We start from the raw sequence: 16,725 nt of genomic DNA, 5'->3' as shown, positions 1-16,725 counted from the left end.
AAAGGGTTCTGTTTTTGGTTTTTATGTTGTTTTTAATGAAAGTTAATTTAAAATCGTATCTTGTCTTTAAATAAAATGTCGCTATTTTAAATGCTGCAATTTTAAAAGATGATGAAAGGGGCTGTATTTTAGTTTGATTTTCTTAAAAAAATCTCTTTATGCGTTGTTGTTTTCAGGTTTTTTAATAGCGCCTTTAATGAAAGCGGCTAGTTTTGTCTATGACTTGAAGTTCATGAGCTTTAATTTCAATTTAGTGGCCCCAAATAACAACCCCTATTGGAATAGCCTAACCAAAATGCAAGGTCGTCTCATGCCTCAAATCGGCGTCCAATTAGACAAAAGACAGGCCTTGATGTTTGGGGCGTGGTTTATTCAAAATTTACACACGCATTATAGCTATTTCCCTTATTCGTGGGGGGTTACCATGTATTACCAATACATAGGGAAAAATTTGAGATTTTTTTTAGGCATTGTGCCGCGAAGCTATCAAATAGGGCATTACCCTTTAAGCGCTTTTAAAAAACTTTTTTGGTTTATAGACCCTACTTTTAGGGGAGGAGCGTTTCAATTCAAACCAGCTTATGATCCTAACCGCTGGTGGAATGGGTGGTTTGAGGGCGTTGTGGATTGGTATGGGGGGCGTAATTGGAACAACCAGCCCAAAAAGAAAAATTACGATTTTGATCAATTCTTGTATTTTGTTTCTTCAGAATTTCAGTTTCTTAAAGGGTATTTAGGTTTGGGGGGGCAGCTTGTCATTTTTCATAACGCCAGCCATCATAGCATGGGAGATAATTACCCTTACGGCGGTAATTCTTACTTAAAACCAGGCGATGTAACCCCACAATGGCCTAATGGCTACCCCTATTTCAGTCAAAAAAATAACCCACAAGGCGGAGAAATAGGGAAATACTCTAACCCTACCATTTTAGATAGAGTCTATTACCATGCTTATTTAAAAGCGGATTTTAAAAATCTCATGCCTTATATGGATAATATTTTTATGACCTTTGGCACGCAGTCGTCTCAAACCCATTATTGCGTGCGTTATGCTAGCGAGTGTCAAAACGCTCAATTTTATAACAGCTTTGGGGGGGAATTTTACGCCCAAGCACAATACAAAGGCTTTGGGATTTTTAACAGATACTATTTTTCCAACAAACCCCAAATGCACTTTTATGCCACTTATGGCCAATCCCTTTATACCGGGTTGCCATGGTATAGAGCCCCTAATTTTGATATGATAGGGCTTTATTATGTTTATAAAAACAAATGGGTGAGCGTGCGAGCGGATGCGTTTTTTAACTTTTTAGGCGGAGGCGATGGGTATCATTTGTATGGGAAAGGGGGCAAGTGGATCACCACCTATCAGCAATTCTTAACCCTAACCATAGACACACGAGAGTTAATTGATTTTGTCAAATCTAAAACCTCTAAATAACCATATCTAAAAATTATAGATATAATTGAAATAAGCTACCGGTAAGCGGTGCCATAAAGTAGTCGCACTCAAGCCATCAACGATTTCAGTTCTTTTGTTAGGAATGAAAGGGAATTTCAACCCGAAAGTGATTTCATTGTGGAAAAAGCCAAAACGAAAACCCACTTTCACAAGCAATTGGAAAAGCGAATTTTCTTTGCCTAAATTTTGAGCGATAATCCCATGCATAGCCCCTCCTGGCATGTAAGTCGCCCCAGCGATGCCTACACCAAACTCTAACCCTAAAAACATTTTTTGCGAATTGAAAGCGTCCCACAAACCGCTAAATTCCAAACCATAGGTAGAAATATAGGATTTGTGAGAAGAAAAGGTCTGATCATAAAACAACCCGTAACGAAAACCCACATGCTCTACAGCTTGCGTTTTAGCCACAAACTTCCCCCCTAACACCACACCAAAGCCATTGCCGGTCATAAAATACGATTTATCCACAGACTCGGTGCTAAAAGATGTGTTGATCGCGCTAAGCTGATACCCAACCCCCAAATAAAACGTATTCCTGTCCGCAAATTTAGGTTTTTTTGATTTTTCATCAAGATCTGCCTCTGCGGCTTGAAGCGATGATAATAACGCCATGCCCATCAATATTTTAACCATTGTTTTATTTGTTTTATTCATAACCCAATTCCTTATGTTATCCTACCCCACACTTGCCCCATACAGACTAAAATCAAATCACACCCTAAATAATAACAAAGTTTAAAATAAATATTAGTGATTTTGATTAAGAACGCCTATCTTTTTAGAATAAATAGCCATAAAATAGCCATAATTCTTGTGGGTATGCCCCCATTTTTCTATAAAAATTCTTAAAAAGGTGTTGTTATAAGACATGTTAATGATTTTTCTTGTATAATCTTAGGCTAAATTCAATTTATCTTATACGATATTAAGGAGACATATTACCATGTTTCAAATTAGATGGCATGCGCGAGCGGGTCAAGGCGCTATCACTGGCGCTAAAGGGCTAGCCGATGTGATTTCAAAAACAGGCAAAGAAGTGCAAGCGTTCGCTTCCTATGGTTCAGCTAAAAGGGGGGCTGCTATGATGGCTTATAACCGCATTGATGATGAGCCTATTTTAAATCATGAACGCTTCATGCAGCCTGATTATGTGCTGGTGATTGATCCGGGTTTGGTTTTCATTGAAAACATCTTCGCCAATGAAAAAGAAGACACGACTTATATCATCACCAGCTATCTTAACAAAGAAGAATTGTTTGAAAAAAAACCTGAATTAAAAACCCGTAAGGTGTTTTTAGTGGATTGTTTAAAAATCTCTATGGAAACCTTAAAACGCCCCATCCCTAACACGCCCATGCTAGGGGCGTTAATGAAAGTGTCTGGCATGCTTGAAATCGGGGCTTTTAAAGAAGCTTTTAAGAAAGTTTTAGGCAAAAAACTCACGCAAGAAGTCATTGACGCTAACATGCTCGCTATCCAAAGAGCTTATGAAGAAGTTCAATAACATTAAGGAACAAAGATGAAAGATTGGAATGAATTTGAAATGGGAGCGGTGCTCTTCCCTTTTGAAAAAAACGCACAAAGCGAAATGGAAAAACACAACGATGAGCGCCATTACACCGAGCAAAGCTACTTCACCACTTCAGTGGCTCATTGGCGCGTGGCTAAGCCTGTGCATAACAATAATATTTGCATCAATTGCTTTAATTGTTGGGTTTATTGCCCAGACGCTGCCATTCTTTCAAGAGAGGGCAAGTTAAAAGGCGTGGATTATTCTCATTGTAAAGGCTGTGGCGTGTGCGTGGATGTCTGCCCCACCAACCCTAAATCGCTATGGATGTTTGAAGAACAAATTGAGCCCGCTACCGCCCTCACTCAATGGCCGCAAAAACAAGAAAAGAAAAAATCATAAGGAAAAAATATGGCAAGAAGTATTGAATTGCAAGAGATAGAAGTGTGGGATGGCAATACCGCTAGTTCTAACGCTTTGAGACAGGCTCAAATTGATGTCATCGCAGCCTATCCTATCACCCCATCAACGCCCATTGTGCAAAATTATGGCTCGTTTAAGGATAATGGTTATATTGATGGCGAATTCGTTTTAGTGGAATCTGAGCATGCTGCCATGAGTGCATGCGTGGGAGCCGCTGCTGCAGGCGGGAGGGTCAGCACTGCGACTAGCTCTCAAGGTTTGGCGTTAATGGTAGAGGTTTTATACCAAGCTTCTGGGATGCGTTTGCCTATCGTTTTGAATTTAGTCAATCGTGCTTTAGCAGCCCCTTTGAATATCCATGGCGATCATTCTGATATGTATTTAAGCAGGGATTCTGGCTGGATAAGTTTATGCACATGCAACCCCCAAGAAGCTTATGATTTCACTTTAATGGCGTTTAGAATCGCAGAGCATCAAAAGGTGCGCGTGCCTACTATTGTCAATCAAGACGGGTTTTTATGCTCGCACACCGTGCAAAATGTCCGCCCTTTGAGCGATGCAGTGGCTTATCAATTCGTAGGCGAATACCAAACCAAGCATTCGCTTTTGGATTTTGATAAACCGGTAAGCTATGGCGCGCAAGCCGAAGAAGAATGGCATTATGAGCATAAAGCCCAACTCCACCATGCGATCATGAGCGCGTCTTCTGTGATTGAAGAAGTGTTTAATGATTTCGCTAAACTCACCGGCAGACAATACCATTTGACTAAAACTTTCCAGCTAGAAGACGCTGAAATCGCTATCTTTGCGTTAGGCACCACTTATGAATCAGCGATCGTAGCAGCTAAAGAAATGCATAAAAAAGGCATTAAGGCCGGCGTGGCTACCATCCATTCCTTGCGCCCTTTCCCTTATGAAAGATTAGGGCAGGATTTGAAAAATCTTAAAGCTTTAGCGATTTTAGATAAGAGCTCTCCAGCGGGCGCTATGGGGGCGATGTTTAATGAGGTAACGAGCGCGGTGTATCAAACGCAAGGGACTAAACACCCTGTGGTGTCTAACTACATTTATGGTTTAGGCGAAAGGGATATGACAATCGCGCATTTATGCGGAATTTTTGAAGAAATCAATGAAGACGCTCTTAAAGGCACGCTCACGCACCCTACCCAACAATTCGTAGGCTTGCACGGCCCTAAAATGAGCTTTTTTTAAAAAGGAAATATCATGGTAAAAGAAGTCAAAACACTCAAAGGTTTTAGCCAAAGCGCTGAAAAATTTCAAGGCTCGCACTTGCTTTGTCCGGGTTGTGGGCATGGCATTATTGTGCGCGAAGTTTTAAACGCTGTAGATGGGCCTATTGTTTTAGGCAATTCTACCGGTTGTTTAGAGGTATGCTCGGCTGTGTATCCTCACACTTCATGGGATGTGCCTTGGATCCATATTGGTTTTGAAAATGGCTCTACGGCGATTTCAGGGGTGGAAGCGATGTATAAAGCGCTAGTGAATAAGGGGCGCTATCAAGGTCAAAAACCAAAATTCGTGGCGTTTGGGGGCGATGGGGCCAGTTATGATATTGGTTTTCAATTCATCAGCGGTTGCATGGAAAGAGGGCATGACATGACTTACATTTGCCTAGACAATGAAAACTACGCCAATACCGGCGGTCAAAGAAGTGGCTCTACGCCGTTAGGGGCTAGCACTTCTACCACGCCAGCGGGATCGGTTAGCTTTGGTAAAAAAGAAAAGAAAAAAGACATCGTCAATATCATGGCAAGCCATGGGGTCCCTTATGTGGCGCAGCTCTCGCCTAACAAATGGAAAGACATGAACAAAAAGATTAAAACCGCGCTAGACACTGAAGGGCCTTGCTTTATTAACGCTCTTAGCCCATGCACGACTGAATGGAAATTTGAATCCAATAAAACCATTGAATTAGCGGATATGGCTGTGGATAGTTTGATGTTCCCCTTATTTGAAATCTTTAATGGCAGGGAATTGAAAATCACTTACCGCCCAAGAAATATCATTCCTGTAAGGGATTATTTAGGGGCACAAAAACGTTTCAAACACCTTTTCAAAAAGGAAAACGAACATGTTATTGAAGAATTGCAAAAAGATGTGAATGAGCGTTGGGAATACTTGCAACGCAGGGAAGAAGCTAAAGTATAACCCTTCCATTAGATCAAGGCGCTTTTTTGCGTCTTGTGTGGTTTTCCCCCTTGACTTTTTAAACCCCTTTAAAGTAACATAAATCCCATTTTGATTTTAAGGATTGTCGGTGTTAGAACGCTATGCGAATGAAGAAATGAAAGCCCTATGGAATGAGCAAACCAAGTTTGAAACCTATCTAGAAGTGGAAAAAGCTGTCGTTAGGGCGTGGAACAAGCTTGGGCAAATCCAAGATAGCGATTGTGAAAAAATCTGCGCTAAGGCGGCATTCAACCTTGAGCGCATCAAAGAAATTGAAAAAACCACTAAGCATGATTTAATCGCTTTCACCACTTGCGTGGCTGAAAGCCTGGGCGAAGAATCGCGCTTTTTTCATTATGGGATCACTTCTAGCGATTGCATTGATACGGCTATGGCGTTATTGATGACAAAAAGCTTAAAACTCATTCAAAAAGGCGTTAAAAACCTCTATGAAACCCTTAAAAACAGGGCTTTAGAGCATAAAGACACGCTGATGGTGGGCAGAAGCCATGGGATGTTTGGCGAACCCATTACTTTTGGCTTAGTGTTAGCCCTTTTTGCTGATGAAATCAAACGGCATTTAAAAGCCTTAGATTTAACGATGGAATTTATCAGCGTGGGAGCGATCAGTGGGGCTATGGGGAATTTCGCGCACGCCCCTTTAGAATTAGAAGAATTAGCGTGCGGATTTTTAGGCTTAAAAACCGCCAATATCAGCAATCAAGTCATTCAAAGAGACCGCTACGCTAGGCTTGCATGCGATCTGGCTCTTTTAGCGAGCAGTTGTGAAAAAATCGCTGTCAATATCCGCCATTTGCAACGCAGTGAAGTCTATGAAGTGGAAGAAGCTTTTTCAACAGGGCAAAAAGGGAGCTCTGCGATGCCTCACAAAAGAAACCCCATATTGAGCGAGAATATCACCGGGCTTTGCAGGGTGATTCGCTCTTTTACTACCCCTATGTTAGAAAATGTCGCCTTATGGCATGAAAGGGACATGAGCCATAGCTCTGTGGAGCGTTTTGCATTACCCGATCTGTTTATCACTAGCGATTTTATGCTCAGCCGCCTAAATAGCGTGATTGAAAATTTGGTGGTTTATCCTAAAAACATGCTTAAAAATTTAGCTTTGAGTGGGGGGTTAGTTTTTTCGCAACGAGTGTTATTGGAATTGCCCAAAAAAGGTTTGAGCAGAGAAGAAAGCTATTCTATCGTGCAAGAAAATGCGATGAAAATATGGGAGGTTTTGCAACAAGGCGCTTTTAAAAACGCTGATGAAAATTTGTTTTTAAACGCCCTACTCAACGATGAACGCTTGAAAAAATATTTGAGCGAGGATGAAATCAAAGCATGTTTTGATTACAGCTATTACACTAAAAATGTGGGGGCGATTTTTAAAAGGGTGTTTGAATAAGGCGCGTTTTTAAAAAACAGAACTATAAAATAGGCGGTAAAAATTGAAGTTTTAAGGGGTTTTTTGAAACGAGCGTTATACTTAATTTTAGGGCTTTCTTGCGTGCTTAATGCAAAGGGTTTTAAAGATGTTTTGACTCAAGGGGATTACACTTTTTTTGATAAAAAGGTGGTTTCGCCCATCAAACGCTATGCGGATAGATCGGCATTTTATCTAGGGCTTGGGTATCAGTTGGGGAGCATTCAGCACAACTACAGCAACTTGAATTTATCCCAACAATTCAATAAAAGCCAAATCGTTTTCAGCGATGGCTTAAGCCCTGTTTTTAAAAATTCGTATGTATCTAATGGTTTTGGCGTTCAGGTAGGCTATAAATGGGTGGGTAAGCATGAAGAAACGAAGTGGTTTGGATTTAGGTGGGGGTTATTTTATGATTTGAGCGCTTCTCTTTATGGCCAAAAAGAATCGCAGTCTGTTATCATTTCCACTTACGGCACTTATATGGATTTATTGCTTAACGCTTATAATGGGGATAAGTTTTTTGCCGGGTTCAATCTGGGGATCGCTTTTGCTGGAGTGTATGACAAATTGAGCGATGCGTTATTGTATCAAGCCCTTCTTTTAGACACTTTTGGCGGGAAAGTGGATCCAAATGGTTTCCAATTTTTGGTAAATTTAGGGGTTCGTTTGGGGAATAAGCGCAACCAATTTGGCTTTGGGATTAAAATCCCCACTTATTATTTTAACCACTATTATTCCATGAATAACATTAGCAATAATAGTGAAGATGTCCTCAAAGTTTTACGATTTTTAGAATACGGGATCAACAGCTTGTTATACCAAGTTGATTTCAGGCGCAATTACTCGGTTTATTTCAACTACACTTATAGTTTTTAAGCGATAGCGTTTAAAGCGTTCTTAATTGAGCGATTTCATCTCTCAAACGCACCGCTTCTTCAAAATCCAAATTTTTCGCGCATTCTCGCATTTTTTTATCCAATTCTTTAATGATTTTTTCCCTTTCACTTTTAGGCATTTTGTCCTTTTTTAAGGCTTTAGCGATTCTAATCTCATCGTCTCTTAATTTCAATTCCTCTTCTAAAGCGCGAGTAACGGTTTTGGGGGTGATGTTATGAATTTTATTGAACTCTTCTTGCTTGGCGCGCCTATAACTCGTGATCTCAAAGGCTTTTTGCATGCTTTGAGTGATCTTTTTAGCGTATAATAAAACCTTGCCATTAGCGTTTCTAGCGGCTCGCCCCATGGTTTGAATGAGGCTTGTTTCGCTCCTTAAAAACCCTTCTTTATCCGCATCCATGATCGCTACTAAAGAGACTTCAGGCAAATCCAACCCCTCTCTTAAAAGATTGATCCCTATTAAAATGTCAAATTCTTTAAGCCTTAAAGAGCGGATAATGTGGTTCCTTTCAATCGCATCAATTTCACTATGCATGTAACGCGCTTTCAAGCCCCATTCAGCATAATATTTGCACAATTCTTCTGCCATTTTTTTAGTGAGCGTGGTGATTAGCACCCTTTCATCTCTGGTCACCACTAACTTGATTTCATCAAACAAATCCTGGACTTGCTTATCGCTGTCTCGCACTTCAAATTTAGGGTCTAAAAGCCCTGTAGGGCGAATGATTTGCTCAGCGACATTCTTTTTGGAAAGCTCTAATTCTAGCTTATTGGGCGTAGCGGACACAAAAAGGAACTGGCAATTTTTATGGATAAATTCATCAAATTTTAAAGGGCGGTTGTCTAAAGCGCTAGGCAATCTAAAACCATATTCCACTAAAACGCTTTTCCTGCTCATATCCCCTGCATACATCCCCCCAAACTGCGGCAAACTCACATGGCTTTCATCTACAATGACTAAAAACTCCCGCTCAAATATCCCTAAATAATCAAACAAGCAAAAAGGCGTTTCGTTAGGGGCTTTACCTGTAAAATGGCGCGCGTAATTTTCAATGCCCTTACACACACCGGTCGCGCTAATCATTTCTAAATCATGCTCGGTGCGTTGTTTGAGACGGTTGTATTCAAGCATTTTATCCTGCTCTTTAAAAAATTTCAACCTTAAAGCGAGTTCATCTTCAATGCTTTTAATGGCTAAATTCAACCTCTCGCTCCCTACGGCAAACTGACTGGCCGCATAAAGCATGACAGAATCCAAGCGCTTGATTTCATTTCTTTCTAAAGCGTCAAAGACAGCAATCCTTTCTATCTCATCGCCAAAAAATTCAATCCTAATAAATTCAGCGTCATTATAAGCGGGGAAAATATCCACGCATTCCCCAGTCGCTCTAAAGCTCCCCCTATCAAACACCACTTCATTACGGCTATAACCCATTTCCACTAGCTTTAATAAAAAGCTCTTATAGGCGTGCTTCTCGCCCACTTTGATTTTTTCCATGACTTTTAAATATTCTTCAGGGTTACCCAAACCATAATTAGCCGAAACGCTCGCTATCACGATCACATCATCATAACCTAAAAGTGAGGTGGTCGCGCTCAATCTCAAACGCTCTAAATCATCATTAATAGAGCTGTCTTTTTCAATGAATAAATCCCTTCTAGGGATATAGCTTTCAGGCTGGTAGTAATCAAAATGGGAGATAAAATACTCCACCCTATTATGCGGGAAAAACGCCTTAAATTCGCTATAGAGCTGCGCGCATAAGGTCTTATTATGGCTCATGATTAAAGCGGGTTTATTGGTTTGAGCGATGATATTGGCCATCGTATAAGTCTTACCGCTCCCTGTAACCCCCACTAAAGTTTGATAATGGTTGTTATTTTTCAAGCTTTTCGTTAAGGCTTCTATGGCTTGGGGCTGATCGCCTGCTGGTGGGTAAGGGCTTTTTAAATCAAATAAAGGCATCTTTAAAACTCGCATTTTTTAGGGGTATTATAGTGGTTTTTAACACGCTTTATTCAATCTCAAAAAAATCAATGTTTTGATAATGATCGTGTTTTTCGCTTCGGTTATCTCATTTGTGGCTTGTTGCTTTTCTTGCGTGATGTTGTTTAAAGCTTCTTGCTTATTCGTGTTAATTTGCGTTGTAGCGCTTTCTTTAGCTTCGTTAATGTTAGTGATCGCTTGCGTTTGATTGTTGCTTATTTGCGTTGTAGCGTTTTCTTTCGCTTCGTTAATGTTATTTAGTGCTTGCGTTTGGTTGTTGCTTATTTCATTATTGGCGTTCGTTTTAGCAAGTGTGATCGCTTCAAGGCTTTGGGTTTTGTTTTCGGTGATTTGATGGTTAGCGTTATCTCGGGCTTGGTTTAAAAAGATTTGATAGCTCGTTAAAAGCCTTGTAGTGGTTTCTATCAATTGATTTTCTAGCTTTTTAATTTCGCTTTTGATGTTTTCGGTGTTGGCGTTTAAAACGCTCGTTACTTCCTGCTCGTTGCTGTTCATGCTCGTATTGAAATCATTAAAAAAGCTCTCGTATTCTTTCATTTTGTTTTTCAAGCTTTCTCCGGCGTTATTAAGCCATTCAATGGAATTTCTCAAACTGCTATCAATCTCGTTGGCGTTTTTGAAAAAATCCAAACTTAAAAGCACCTCTAAAATCCTAACAATCCCTTTAAGGCTTAATTCCACTTGTTCAGTAAAAAGCGTGTTACTATGTAAAGCGTTCTGTAATTGCTTTAAAAGTTCGTTAGTGATTTCTTTCACTTCGGGCTGTTCGGTGAAATCTAGCACGCTATTAGGCAAATTAGGGTAATTCATTTTTTTACTCCTTGACTTATTAAAATTTTTGTTTTATATTTTAAATGCAAGCCCACTCCTTCGGCTTATTCTTTAAGCGTTCTTGCCTGCGGAATGAAAGAGTGGATAATGTCCGCCTTGTCAATCTCTGCTTTAATGTAACTTGGTTTAACTTTCAATCCTGTAATAAGCTTACTATCATTATCCTGTGTGACTAAAAAATAATAAATCGTTTTAGGATCGCCTTGGAAGGCTTTGATATGCTCTTTTTTAACTTCCTTACCTTGATTTTTAAAAATAAGCGTAATATCGGGTTCTTTTAAGGTAGGTTCTACTAAATGCAAATAAGCTAATCGGTGCTTAGCATCAGGCTTGCTTTGTAAATGTTTAATGAAATTTTCTTTATTTTCAATCCCATTAAAAGCGTTTAAAAAGCTATCAATCTCTCTCGGTAATTGCATGGGTTTTATAGCGTTCAAATCTTTCAAAAACGCTTCTTTGTCTTCTATGACTTTAAAGGCTCGTTCTTTAATTGCTTTCTCTGTTTCCTCTGTGCTTGTTTTGCTTACTGCTTCTTTAATCCCTTTCTTGCTTTCTTTTTGCATGTCTTGAACGGCTTCTATCAAGCGCTTTAAAGTAGGGTTGTTTTCGTTCGGCTCTCTATTCACCATTAAAAGGTAATGCGTGAAGTCGTAAATATCAATATCCTTAAATTCCTTACTATCAGGGTTAAACATGTCTTTAGCTTCATCTGCGATCTTAAATTCTTTCAAACCTTTTTTAATGTTATCGCTTCTTAAAGCTTCAAATAACGCTTTACTTGGATCATCAAACCTCGCAAATCGTGCGATCGCGCTTCCTAAAATCTCGCTGATATCGCTTGTGCTTTGATCGCTCTTTTCAAACATCTCTAACGAACTCGTTTTATAGAATTTTTCGCTCAAATCTTTCAGGCTCTCGCTTGTTGTTTGATAATTCTTTAAATTCGCAAAACTGCGATCCATAATATTGCTTAAATAAGCGTTTAGGCTTACATTAGGAAAGCTCATGTCGTGGATGAGATTGTGAAAACTCCCTGCGTTATCTACAAACATTTTTTTTACTTTTTCATAGCTTTTAATATCATTTGAAAATTCTTTCTGCCAGCGGTTTAATAGTTCTATCCCTTGCGTTTTAGTGCGTGGCATGTTAAACATTAACAACGCTAAATTACTATCGCCTACATTAGGATGAGTAGCCTTATCAAAATTAAGGTTTTTGGCCACAATGTTTTTTAATGAATAAATGCTATCAGCGTTTAACTTGGTTTCTAATTCTTTTAATTTAGGTTCATAGTGGCTTAAAACCGCTATCGCATGATCGCTCTCACTGTTAAAGCGTCCTTGATTGCTAGAAGCCGCTAAATTGTTGATCTCGGTATTGTTTAGTCGGTTGTGTGGCACTCGCACTAACAGCTCGTCCGGTTTCAAGTCTATGTGATAGTATTCCTTGACCGCTTTCTCGTAAGCAAAACGGCTTTTAGGCGTGAAATTCAGCATGCCTTGGATTCTGTGGTTTCCTGCGATCACTTGCCCGTCGTTTAAAATGATCGGTAAATCTTCAAAACCTCCGCTCCCAAATATCTTCTTAGGGTCAAAATTCTCAGCAATGCTTTTAATCTGTTTTTCGTTCATGTCGGTGCGTTTTTGCGTTCCGCCTGTGGTAAAGCTCGGTTTCAAGTCTTTGGCTTTCACGATCGCATAGTCTAAATCGTAAATCTCTCGTTCGTTCAATCTCACTCGGCTTTTAGGTAGTTGCGTTTGCGTATTCGCTGGTATATCTTCTCCTACTTCTATTTTAGTCTGACTTTCAATATTGCCCGCATTGCCTCGCTCGTGTTCTAATTTCTTTTTTAAAGCCTCTTTTCGCTTTGTTTCTTGCTCTTTAGCTTTTAAAAATTCTTGTTCGCTTTCTAATCTTTCGCTTTCTAGTTTCGCAAGCTTTTCGACGTTGGCTTGTTCAAACGGGCTTAAGGGTGTAGGCTTTTGTGTGGTTTCGTTTAAATCTTTGCTTGTTTTTGATAAATCCTCTTGATCTATTAGCGGTTTTTGTGTAAGATTAGGTTCATGGGGATGGTTTCCAGAGTGTAGACTGGCATCCCTAAAATCTATAAAATTCCTATCGCTATAAAAATCAAAAATCTTATTTCCATTGTTTAAATCATCTACGACTAACCTAAGCTTTACGCCGTTATTATCCCATTCGTAAGCATATCTAAATCCGTTTTTAATCCTTTCAAAACTCTCTAATAACACGCTTCCGTTTTTGATTACTTCGCTCATGTTAAATAGTTCATCGTTAGTTAGTCCGCCTGTGTTCTCTTCTCCGTAATGCTTTCTTAGTATTTTTCTAGCTCCCGCATTCCTTGATCCTTGTTCTAAAAGATAAAGGTCGTTTAAATCTATTCCTTTAACCTCTGTTTGATCCAACTCGCCGTTAAACACTTTTAAAACTTGTTGCTGTTCTTTAGTAAGCTTGCTTTCATCAATCTTTTGTAATTCTTTTAAGGCTTGTTCGTATTTAGTGGCTTTCTCTTTGATTTCTTCGCTCGCGCTTTTGACGCCGTTAGTAAGCTCTTCAATGATTTTAAGCGTGTTGTTGCTAAATTTAGCGTTTTGCGCGCTTAGTTCTAAATTCTTACTAAACTCGCTTATTGTGTGGCTTCTTTCTAACGCTCTTTTAATGTGATACTTTAACGCTGCGCCTGCGGTGGCTTCGTTTAAAGCTTTAGGTAATTTCACTCCTAAAATACGATCGGGAGCGTTACGGTATAAAGTCCCTAGCGTGAATTTAGTCCATTGATACTTTAACGCTCCGCTTAGAGTGGTCGCTAAACCTTGGCTTAAGTTCTTGGTGGTGGCTGGCTTTAGGCTCTCTGCGATCTTAGCGTCGTTTTTAAAAAGCTTATGAAAACCGCTCGCTATTGTTTGGAGTTGGTAAATTTAGGGGGTTTGTTAAGGCAGGGGGAGTATTTAGGCAAGGCAAACAGCAAAATTATAGCAAACAATATTTTGGCTAAAGTTTTTGGCATAAGACTACTCAGCCATGAAAAATGCAATATCTTTAATCTATCGCTTCAAATCAATTGTTCAAAAAACACGCTACTTAGTATAAAATAAAAAATCCTTGAATCAAGCCCAAGTTTGAGAATTATCGGCTTGAAGTGTTCTTTTTCTTACAATTTTTATCAATGTCAAAATCGCATGCTTTTTGCATGTATTCTTCAGCCTTTTTCTTATCGCTTTCCACGCCTAACCCATACTGATAAGACTCTGCTAACCCTTCATAAGCTCTAGAAGAACTCATATCAGCCGCCATTTTATAATAGACAATAGCCTTATCTTTGTCTGGCTCAATACCCAATTGATCATTCCCACTATAATAAATATCCCCTAAAAGGATATAAGCTTCTACATTACCCTTATGCATCGCTTTTCTAAAGCACTCTGTCGCTTTCACATAGTTGCTTGGAACTCCCCTACCCTCCATATACATGATGCCTAAGTTTATATAGGCGTTAGTATAGCCTTTCTCTGTAGCTATTCTAAAATATTCCACGGCTTTCTTTTCATCTTTAGGAACGCCCCTACCCTCTTTATACATCACGCCTAAATTGTTATACCCTCTAGGCATATCGTTATCAACCGCTTTTTGAAAATATTCAGCCGCCTTCTTGTAATCTTTAGGCACACCCCTACCATTTTCATACATGATCCCTAAAAGAACATAAGCAAGCGGTTCGCCATTTTTAATCGCGCTCTTATAAAAAGAAGCCGCTCGCTCGTATTCTTTATTATTATAGGCTTCCTCCCCTTTATAAATATAATTCCTTTTTTGTTCAAGGTGTTCTGCACCAAGAACGCTAAATAAACACAAACCTACCAAACAAATCTTCAAGGCTAATTTGCTTGCGTATCCCATTGTTGCTCCTCTGTTATTAATAAGATCAAACATAATGTTAATAGCTACCGATCTTAAAAAAGAAACTGCATGCGTTCTAGAGCTAGCAAACATTCTCAAACTCCATTCTGCATACGCCATTTTAGATCTAATATCGTCTCTTGTCATGAGAAATTTTACACTATTTTTATGAACTTTAAGACTAAGTTTAAGATTTTCTCGCTAAAAAGCCCCCCCCCAAATAAGGCTAAATAGGATTAAAAACCTTTATATGACAAAGAATTAAAATTCTTTCCTTGGATCCGTTGCCCCATAAAAAACGCTCCCTTTAGTTTTAGGCAAAACTTGGATCGCATTCACATCACCCATGACCGGCTTAGTAACGATTTGATAGCCCATTTTAGTGAGGTTGTCTTTCACATCAGCGGGCATGCCAAACTTTTCAATCCTTAATTCATCAGGAAGCCATTGCATGTGGAATCTAGGGGCTGAGACCGCTTCAGAAATATTCATATTGTAATCAATGACATTGGAAATCACTTGCAACACCGTAGTGATAATCCTAGACCCTCCAGGGCTTCCTACCACCATGAAAACCTTATTGTTTTTCAACACAATCGTAGGCGACATGGAGCTTAAAGGGCGCTTATTGGCTTCAATCGCATTCGCATCGCCCCCTACTAAACCATAGAGATTAGGATTCCCGGGCTTTATGGAAAAATCATCCATTTCATTGTTCAATAAAAATCCTGCCCCATCAATACTAGCAGCGCTTCCATAAGAAGCGTTAATGGTGTAAGTAACGCTGACTGCATTCCCCCACCTGTCCGCTACAGAATAATGCGTGGTATTGCTCCCCTCATGCAACTGCCCCATTCCTGGTTTGATTTGAGAGCTTGGCGTAACCGTATCTGGCTGGATAGCGTCAAAAATCTTTTTGGCATACGCCTTATTAATTAATTTATCCACCGGCACTGAAACAAAATCAGCATCTCCCATATAAACCGATCTGTCCGCATAAGCTTGACGCATCGCTTCTGCAGCGATATGGATATTCTTAGAAGCCCCATACCCAAGAGCGCCTAAATCCGCATTTTCCATGACATTTAAAATCTGGATCAAATGCGTGCCTCCTGAACTGGGCGGCGACATAGAAATGATCTTATACCCACGATAACTCCCTACCACGGGTTTGCGCCATTTCACATTGTAACTGGCTAAATCTTCTTTAGTGATAATCCCTCCATTTTTTTTCATGTCTTTCTCAATCAAATCAGCGACTTGCCCTTGATAAAAGCCTTTAGCGCCTAGCGTTTTGATTTGATTCAAAGTCTTGGCTAAATCTTTTTGGACAAACAGATCCCCTTCTTGATAATCAAGATGCCCTTTTTTAAAAAAATACTTTTTGCTAGAACTGTATTTTAAAAACCGCTCCCTTGCTTCTTTTAGGGTTTCTGCTTGTCTTTGTGAAATCGCATAACCATTTTCAGCTAATTTAATGGCAGGATCAATGAGTTGCGATAGTTTTTTTGTGCCGTATTTTTTCAACATCGCTTCCATGCCCGCCACCGTTCCAGGAACCCCAGCCGCCAAATAGCCATCTTCGCTGAGTTTAGGGACTACATTGCCTTGCTTGTCTAAAAACATGTTCTTAGTGGCTTTTAAGGGGGCTTTTTCTCTAAAATCTAAGGCAACATTTTCACCATTAGCCAAATGGATAACCGCAAAACCCCCTCCACCAATATTGCCTGCTGCAGGATGGACGACCGCTAGAGCAAAACCAATCGCTACAGCCGCATCAATCGCATTACCCCCCTCTTCTAAAACCTTTTGCCCGATCTCACTAGCTAGCGGGTGGCTAGAAAGGGCTAAGCCTACTTTAGTGTTTTTAATAGGGGGGTAACTCGCTGCACTCAAAGGGCTTAACAAACCCAAAGAGAGCGCTATCACACCCAAGCCAATCGTTTTCAAAAAACTCCGTCTCATCTGTTTTCCTTTCAATCAGTTACGCTTAAAATTTTGTTGTTATTATAACACAAGCTTTACAAAACACCCTCTCGCTTATAGCTTAT

13 protein-coding genes and 2 pseudogenes are annotated in these 16,725 nt (G+C 39.7%); 9 read left to right on the top strand and 6 right to left on the bottom strand.

All coding sequences use genetic code 11. The features are described from left to right. Positions 1-133: 133 nt before the first annotated feature. A complete protein-coding gene (locus tag QAP06_RS02300; protein WP_286466215.1) occupies positions 134-1,441 on the top strand; it encodes a hypothetical protein in 1,308 nt (435 codons plus the stop codon). A 6-nt stretch (positions 1,442-1,447) separates the two neighbouring features. Here QAP06_RS02300 and QAP06_RS02295 read toward each other — a convergent pair whose 3' ends face one another. After that, entirely contained in the window at positions 1,448-2,119 is a 672-nt protein-coding gene (locus QAP06_RS02295) for an outer membrane protein (RefSeq protein WP_286466213.1), read from the bottom strand. 289 nt (positions 2,120-2,408) lie between these two features. On the opposite strand from QAP06_RS02295, the gene QAP06_RS02290 reads away from it, so the two are divergent. The 6 genes from QAP06_RS02290 to QAP06_RS02265 all read left to right on the top strand — a co-directional run bounded on the left by QAP06_RS02290 (position 2,409) and on the right by QAP06_RS02265 (position 7,896). Continuing rightward, complete coding sequence (locus QAP06_RS02290) at positions 2,409-2,969, top strand: pyruvate flavodoxin oxidoreductase subunit gamma (protein WP_000486455.1); 561 nt, start codon at positions 2,409-2,411, stop codon at positions 2,967-2,969. A gap of 15 nt (positions 2,970-2,984) precedes the next feature. Next, positions 2,985-3,377 (top strand): 4Fe-4S dicluster-binding protein, encoded by a 393-nt coding sequence (locus QAP06_RS02285; protein WP_000656174.1) that lies wholly within the window; start codon positions 2,985-2,987, stop codon positions 3,375-3,377. A 9-nt stretch (positions 3,378-3,386) separates the two neighbouring features. After that, a complete protein-coding gene (locus QAP06_RS02280; RefSeq protein ID WP_286466210.1) occupies positions 3,387-4,610 on the top strand; it encodes a 2-oxoacid:ferredoxin oxidoreductase subunit alpha in 1,224 nt (407 codons plus the stop codon). 12 nt (positions 4,611-4,622) lie between these two features. Beyond that, the gene (locus QAP06_RS02275) at positions 4,623-5,567 is read left to right on the top strand and encodes a thiamine pyrophosphate-dependent enzyme (protein WP_000238150.1); all 945 of its coding nucleotides are present in this window, start codon (positions 4,623-4,625) and stop codon (positions 5,565-5,567) included. 109 nt (positions 5,568-5,676) lie between these two features. Continuing rightward, positions 5,677-6,999 carry an adenylosuccinate lyase gene (gene purB / locus QAP06_RS02270; RefSeq protein WP_286466209.1) on the top strand — a complete coding sequence of 441 codons (1,323 nt, stop codon included), beginning with the start codon at positions 5,677-5,679 and terminating at the stop codon, positions 6,997-6,999. A 63-nt stretch (positions 7,000-7,062) separates the two neighbouring features. Next, on the top strand, positions 7,063-7,896 hold the full coding sequence (locus QAP06_RS02265; protein ID WP_286466207.1) for an outer membrane protein: 834 nt from the start codon (positions 7,063-7,065) through the stop codon (positions 7,894-7,896). A gap of 10 nt (positions 7,897-7,906) precedes the next feature. On the opposite strand, the gene uvrB is transcribed toward QAP06_RS02265, so the two are convergent. From uvrB to QAP06_RS02250, 3 genes are all read right to left on the bottom strand, one after another. Beyond that, the gene (gene uvrB, locus QAP06_RS02260; RefSeq protein WP_286466206.1) at positions 7,907-9,883 is read right to left on the bottom strand and encodes an excinuclease ABC subunit UvrB; all 1,977 of its coding nucleotides are present in this window, start codon (positions 9,881-9,883) and stop codon (positions 7,907-7,909) included. Positions 9,884-9,922: 39 nt separating this feature from the next. Beyond that, on the bottom strand, positions 9,923-10,735 hold the full coding sequence (locus tag QAP06_RS02255; RefSeq protein WP_286466205.1) for a hypothetical protein: 813 nt from the start codon (positions 10,733-10,735) through the stop codon (positions 9,923-9,925). 65 nt (positions 10,736-10,800) lie between these two features. Then, positions 10,801-13,494 carry a DUF3519 domain-containing protein gene (locus QAP06_RS02250; RefSeq protein WP_286465182.1) on the bottom strand — a complete coding sequence of 898 codons (2,694 nt, stop codon included), beginning with the start codon at positions 13,492-13,494 and terminating at the stop codon, positions 10,801-10,803. Between QAP06_RS02250 and QAP06_RS02245 the strand changes: the two are divergent. Then, positions 13,463-13,663, top strand: a pseudogene (locus tag QAP06_RS02245) (hypothetical protein). The gene QAP06_RS02250 and the pseudogene QAP06_RS02245 overlap by 32 nt on opposite strands. After that, positions 13,660-13,900: pseudogene (locus QAP06_RS07745) on the top strand (hypothetical protein). The pseudogenes QAP06_RS02245 and QAP06_RS07745 overlap by 4 nt, the downstream one beginning before the upstream one ends. Before the next feature lie 3 nt (positions 13,901-13,903). On the opposite strand, the gene QAP06_RS02240 reads toward QAP06_RS07745, so the two are convergent. Together QAP06_RS02240 and ggt are read right to left on the bottom strand one after the other, a co-directional pair. Next, positions 13,904-14,674, bottom strand: a complete 771-nt coding sequence (locus tag QAP06_RS02240) for an HP1117 family Sel1-like repeat protein (RefSeq protein WP_286466204.1) — start codon at positions 14,672-14,674, stop codon at positions 13,904-13,906. A 261-nt stretch (positions 14,675-14,935) separates the two neighbouring features. Then, complete coding sequence (gene ggt, locus QAP06_RS02235; protein WP_286466203.1) at positions 14,936-16,639, bottom strand: gamma-glutamyltransferase; 1,704 nt, start codon at positions 16,637-16,639, stop codon at positions 14,936-14,938. Positions 16,640-16,725: the final 86 nt, after the last annotated feature.

The sequence above is a fragment of the Helicobacter pylori genome (genome assembly GCF_030323545.1).
Taxonomy (GTDB): Bacteria; Campylobacterota; Campylobacteria; order Campylobacterales; family Helicobacteraceae; genus Helicobacter; species Helicobacter pylori_CO.
Note: the sequence above shows the minus strand (reverse complement) of the source record. Positions and strands in the feature narration are given on the sequence as shown.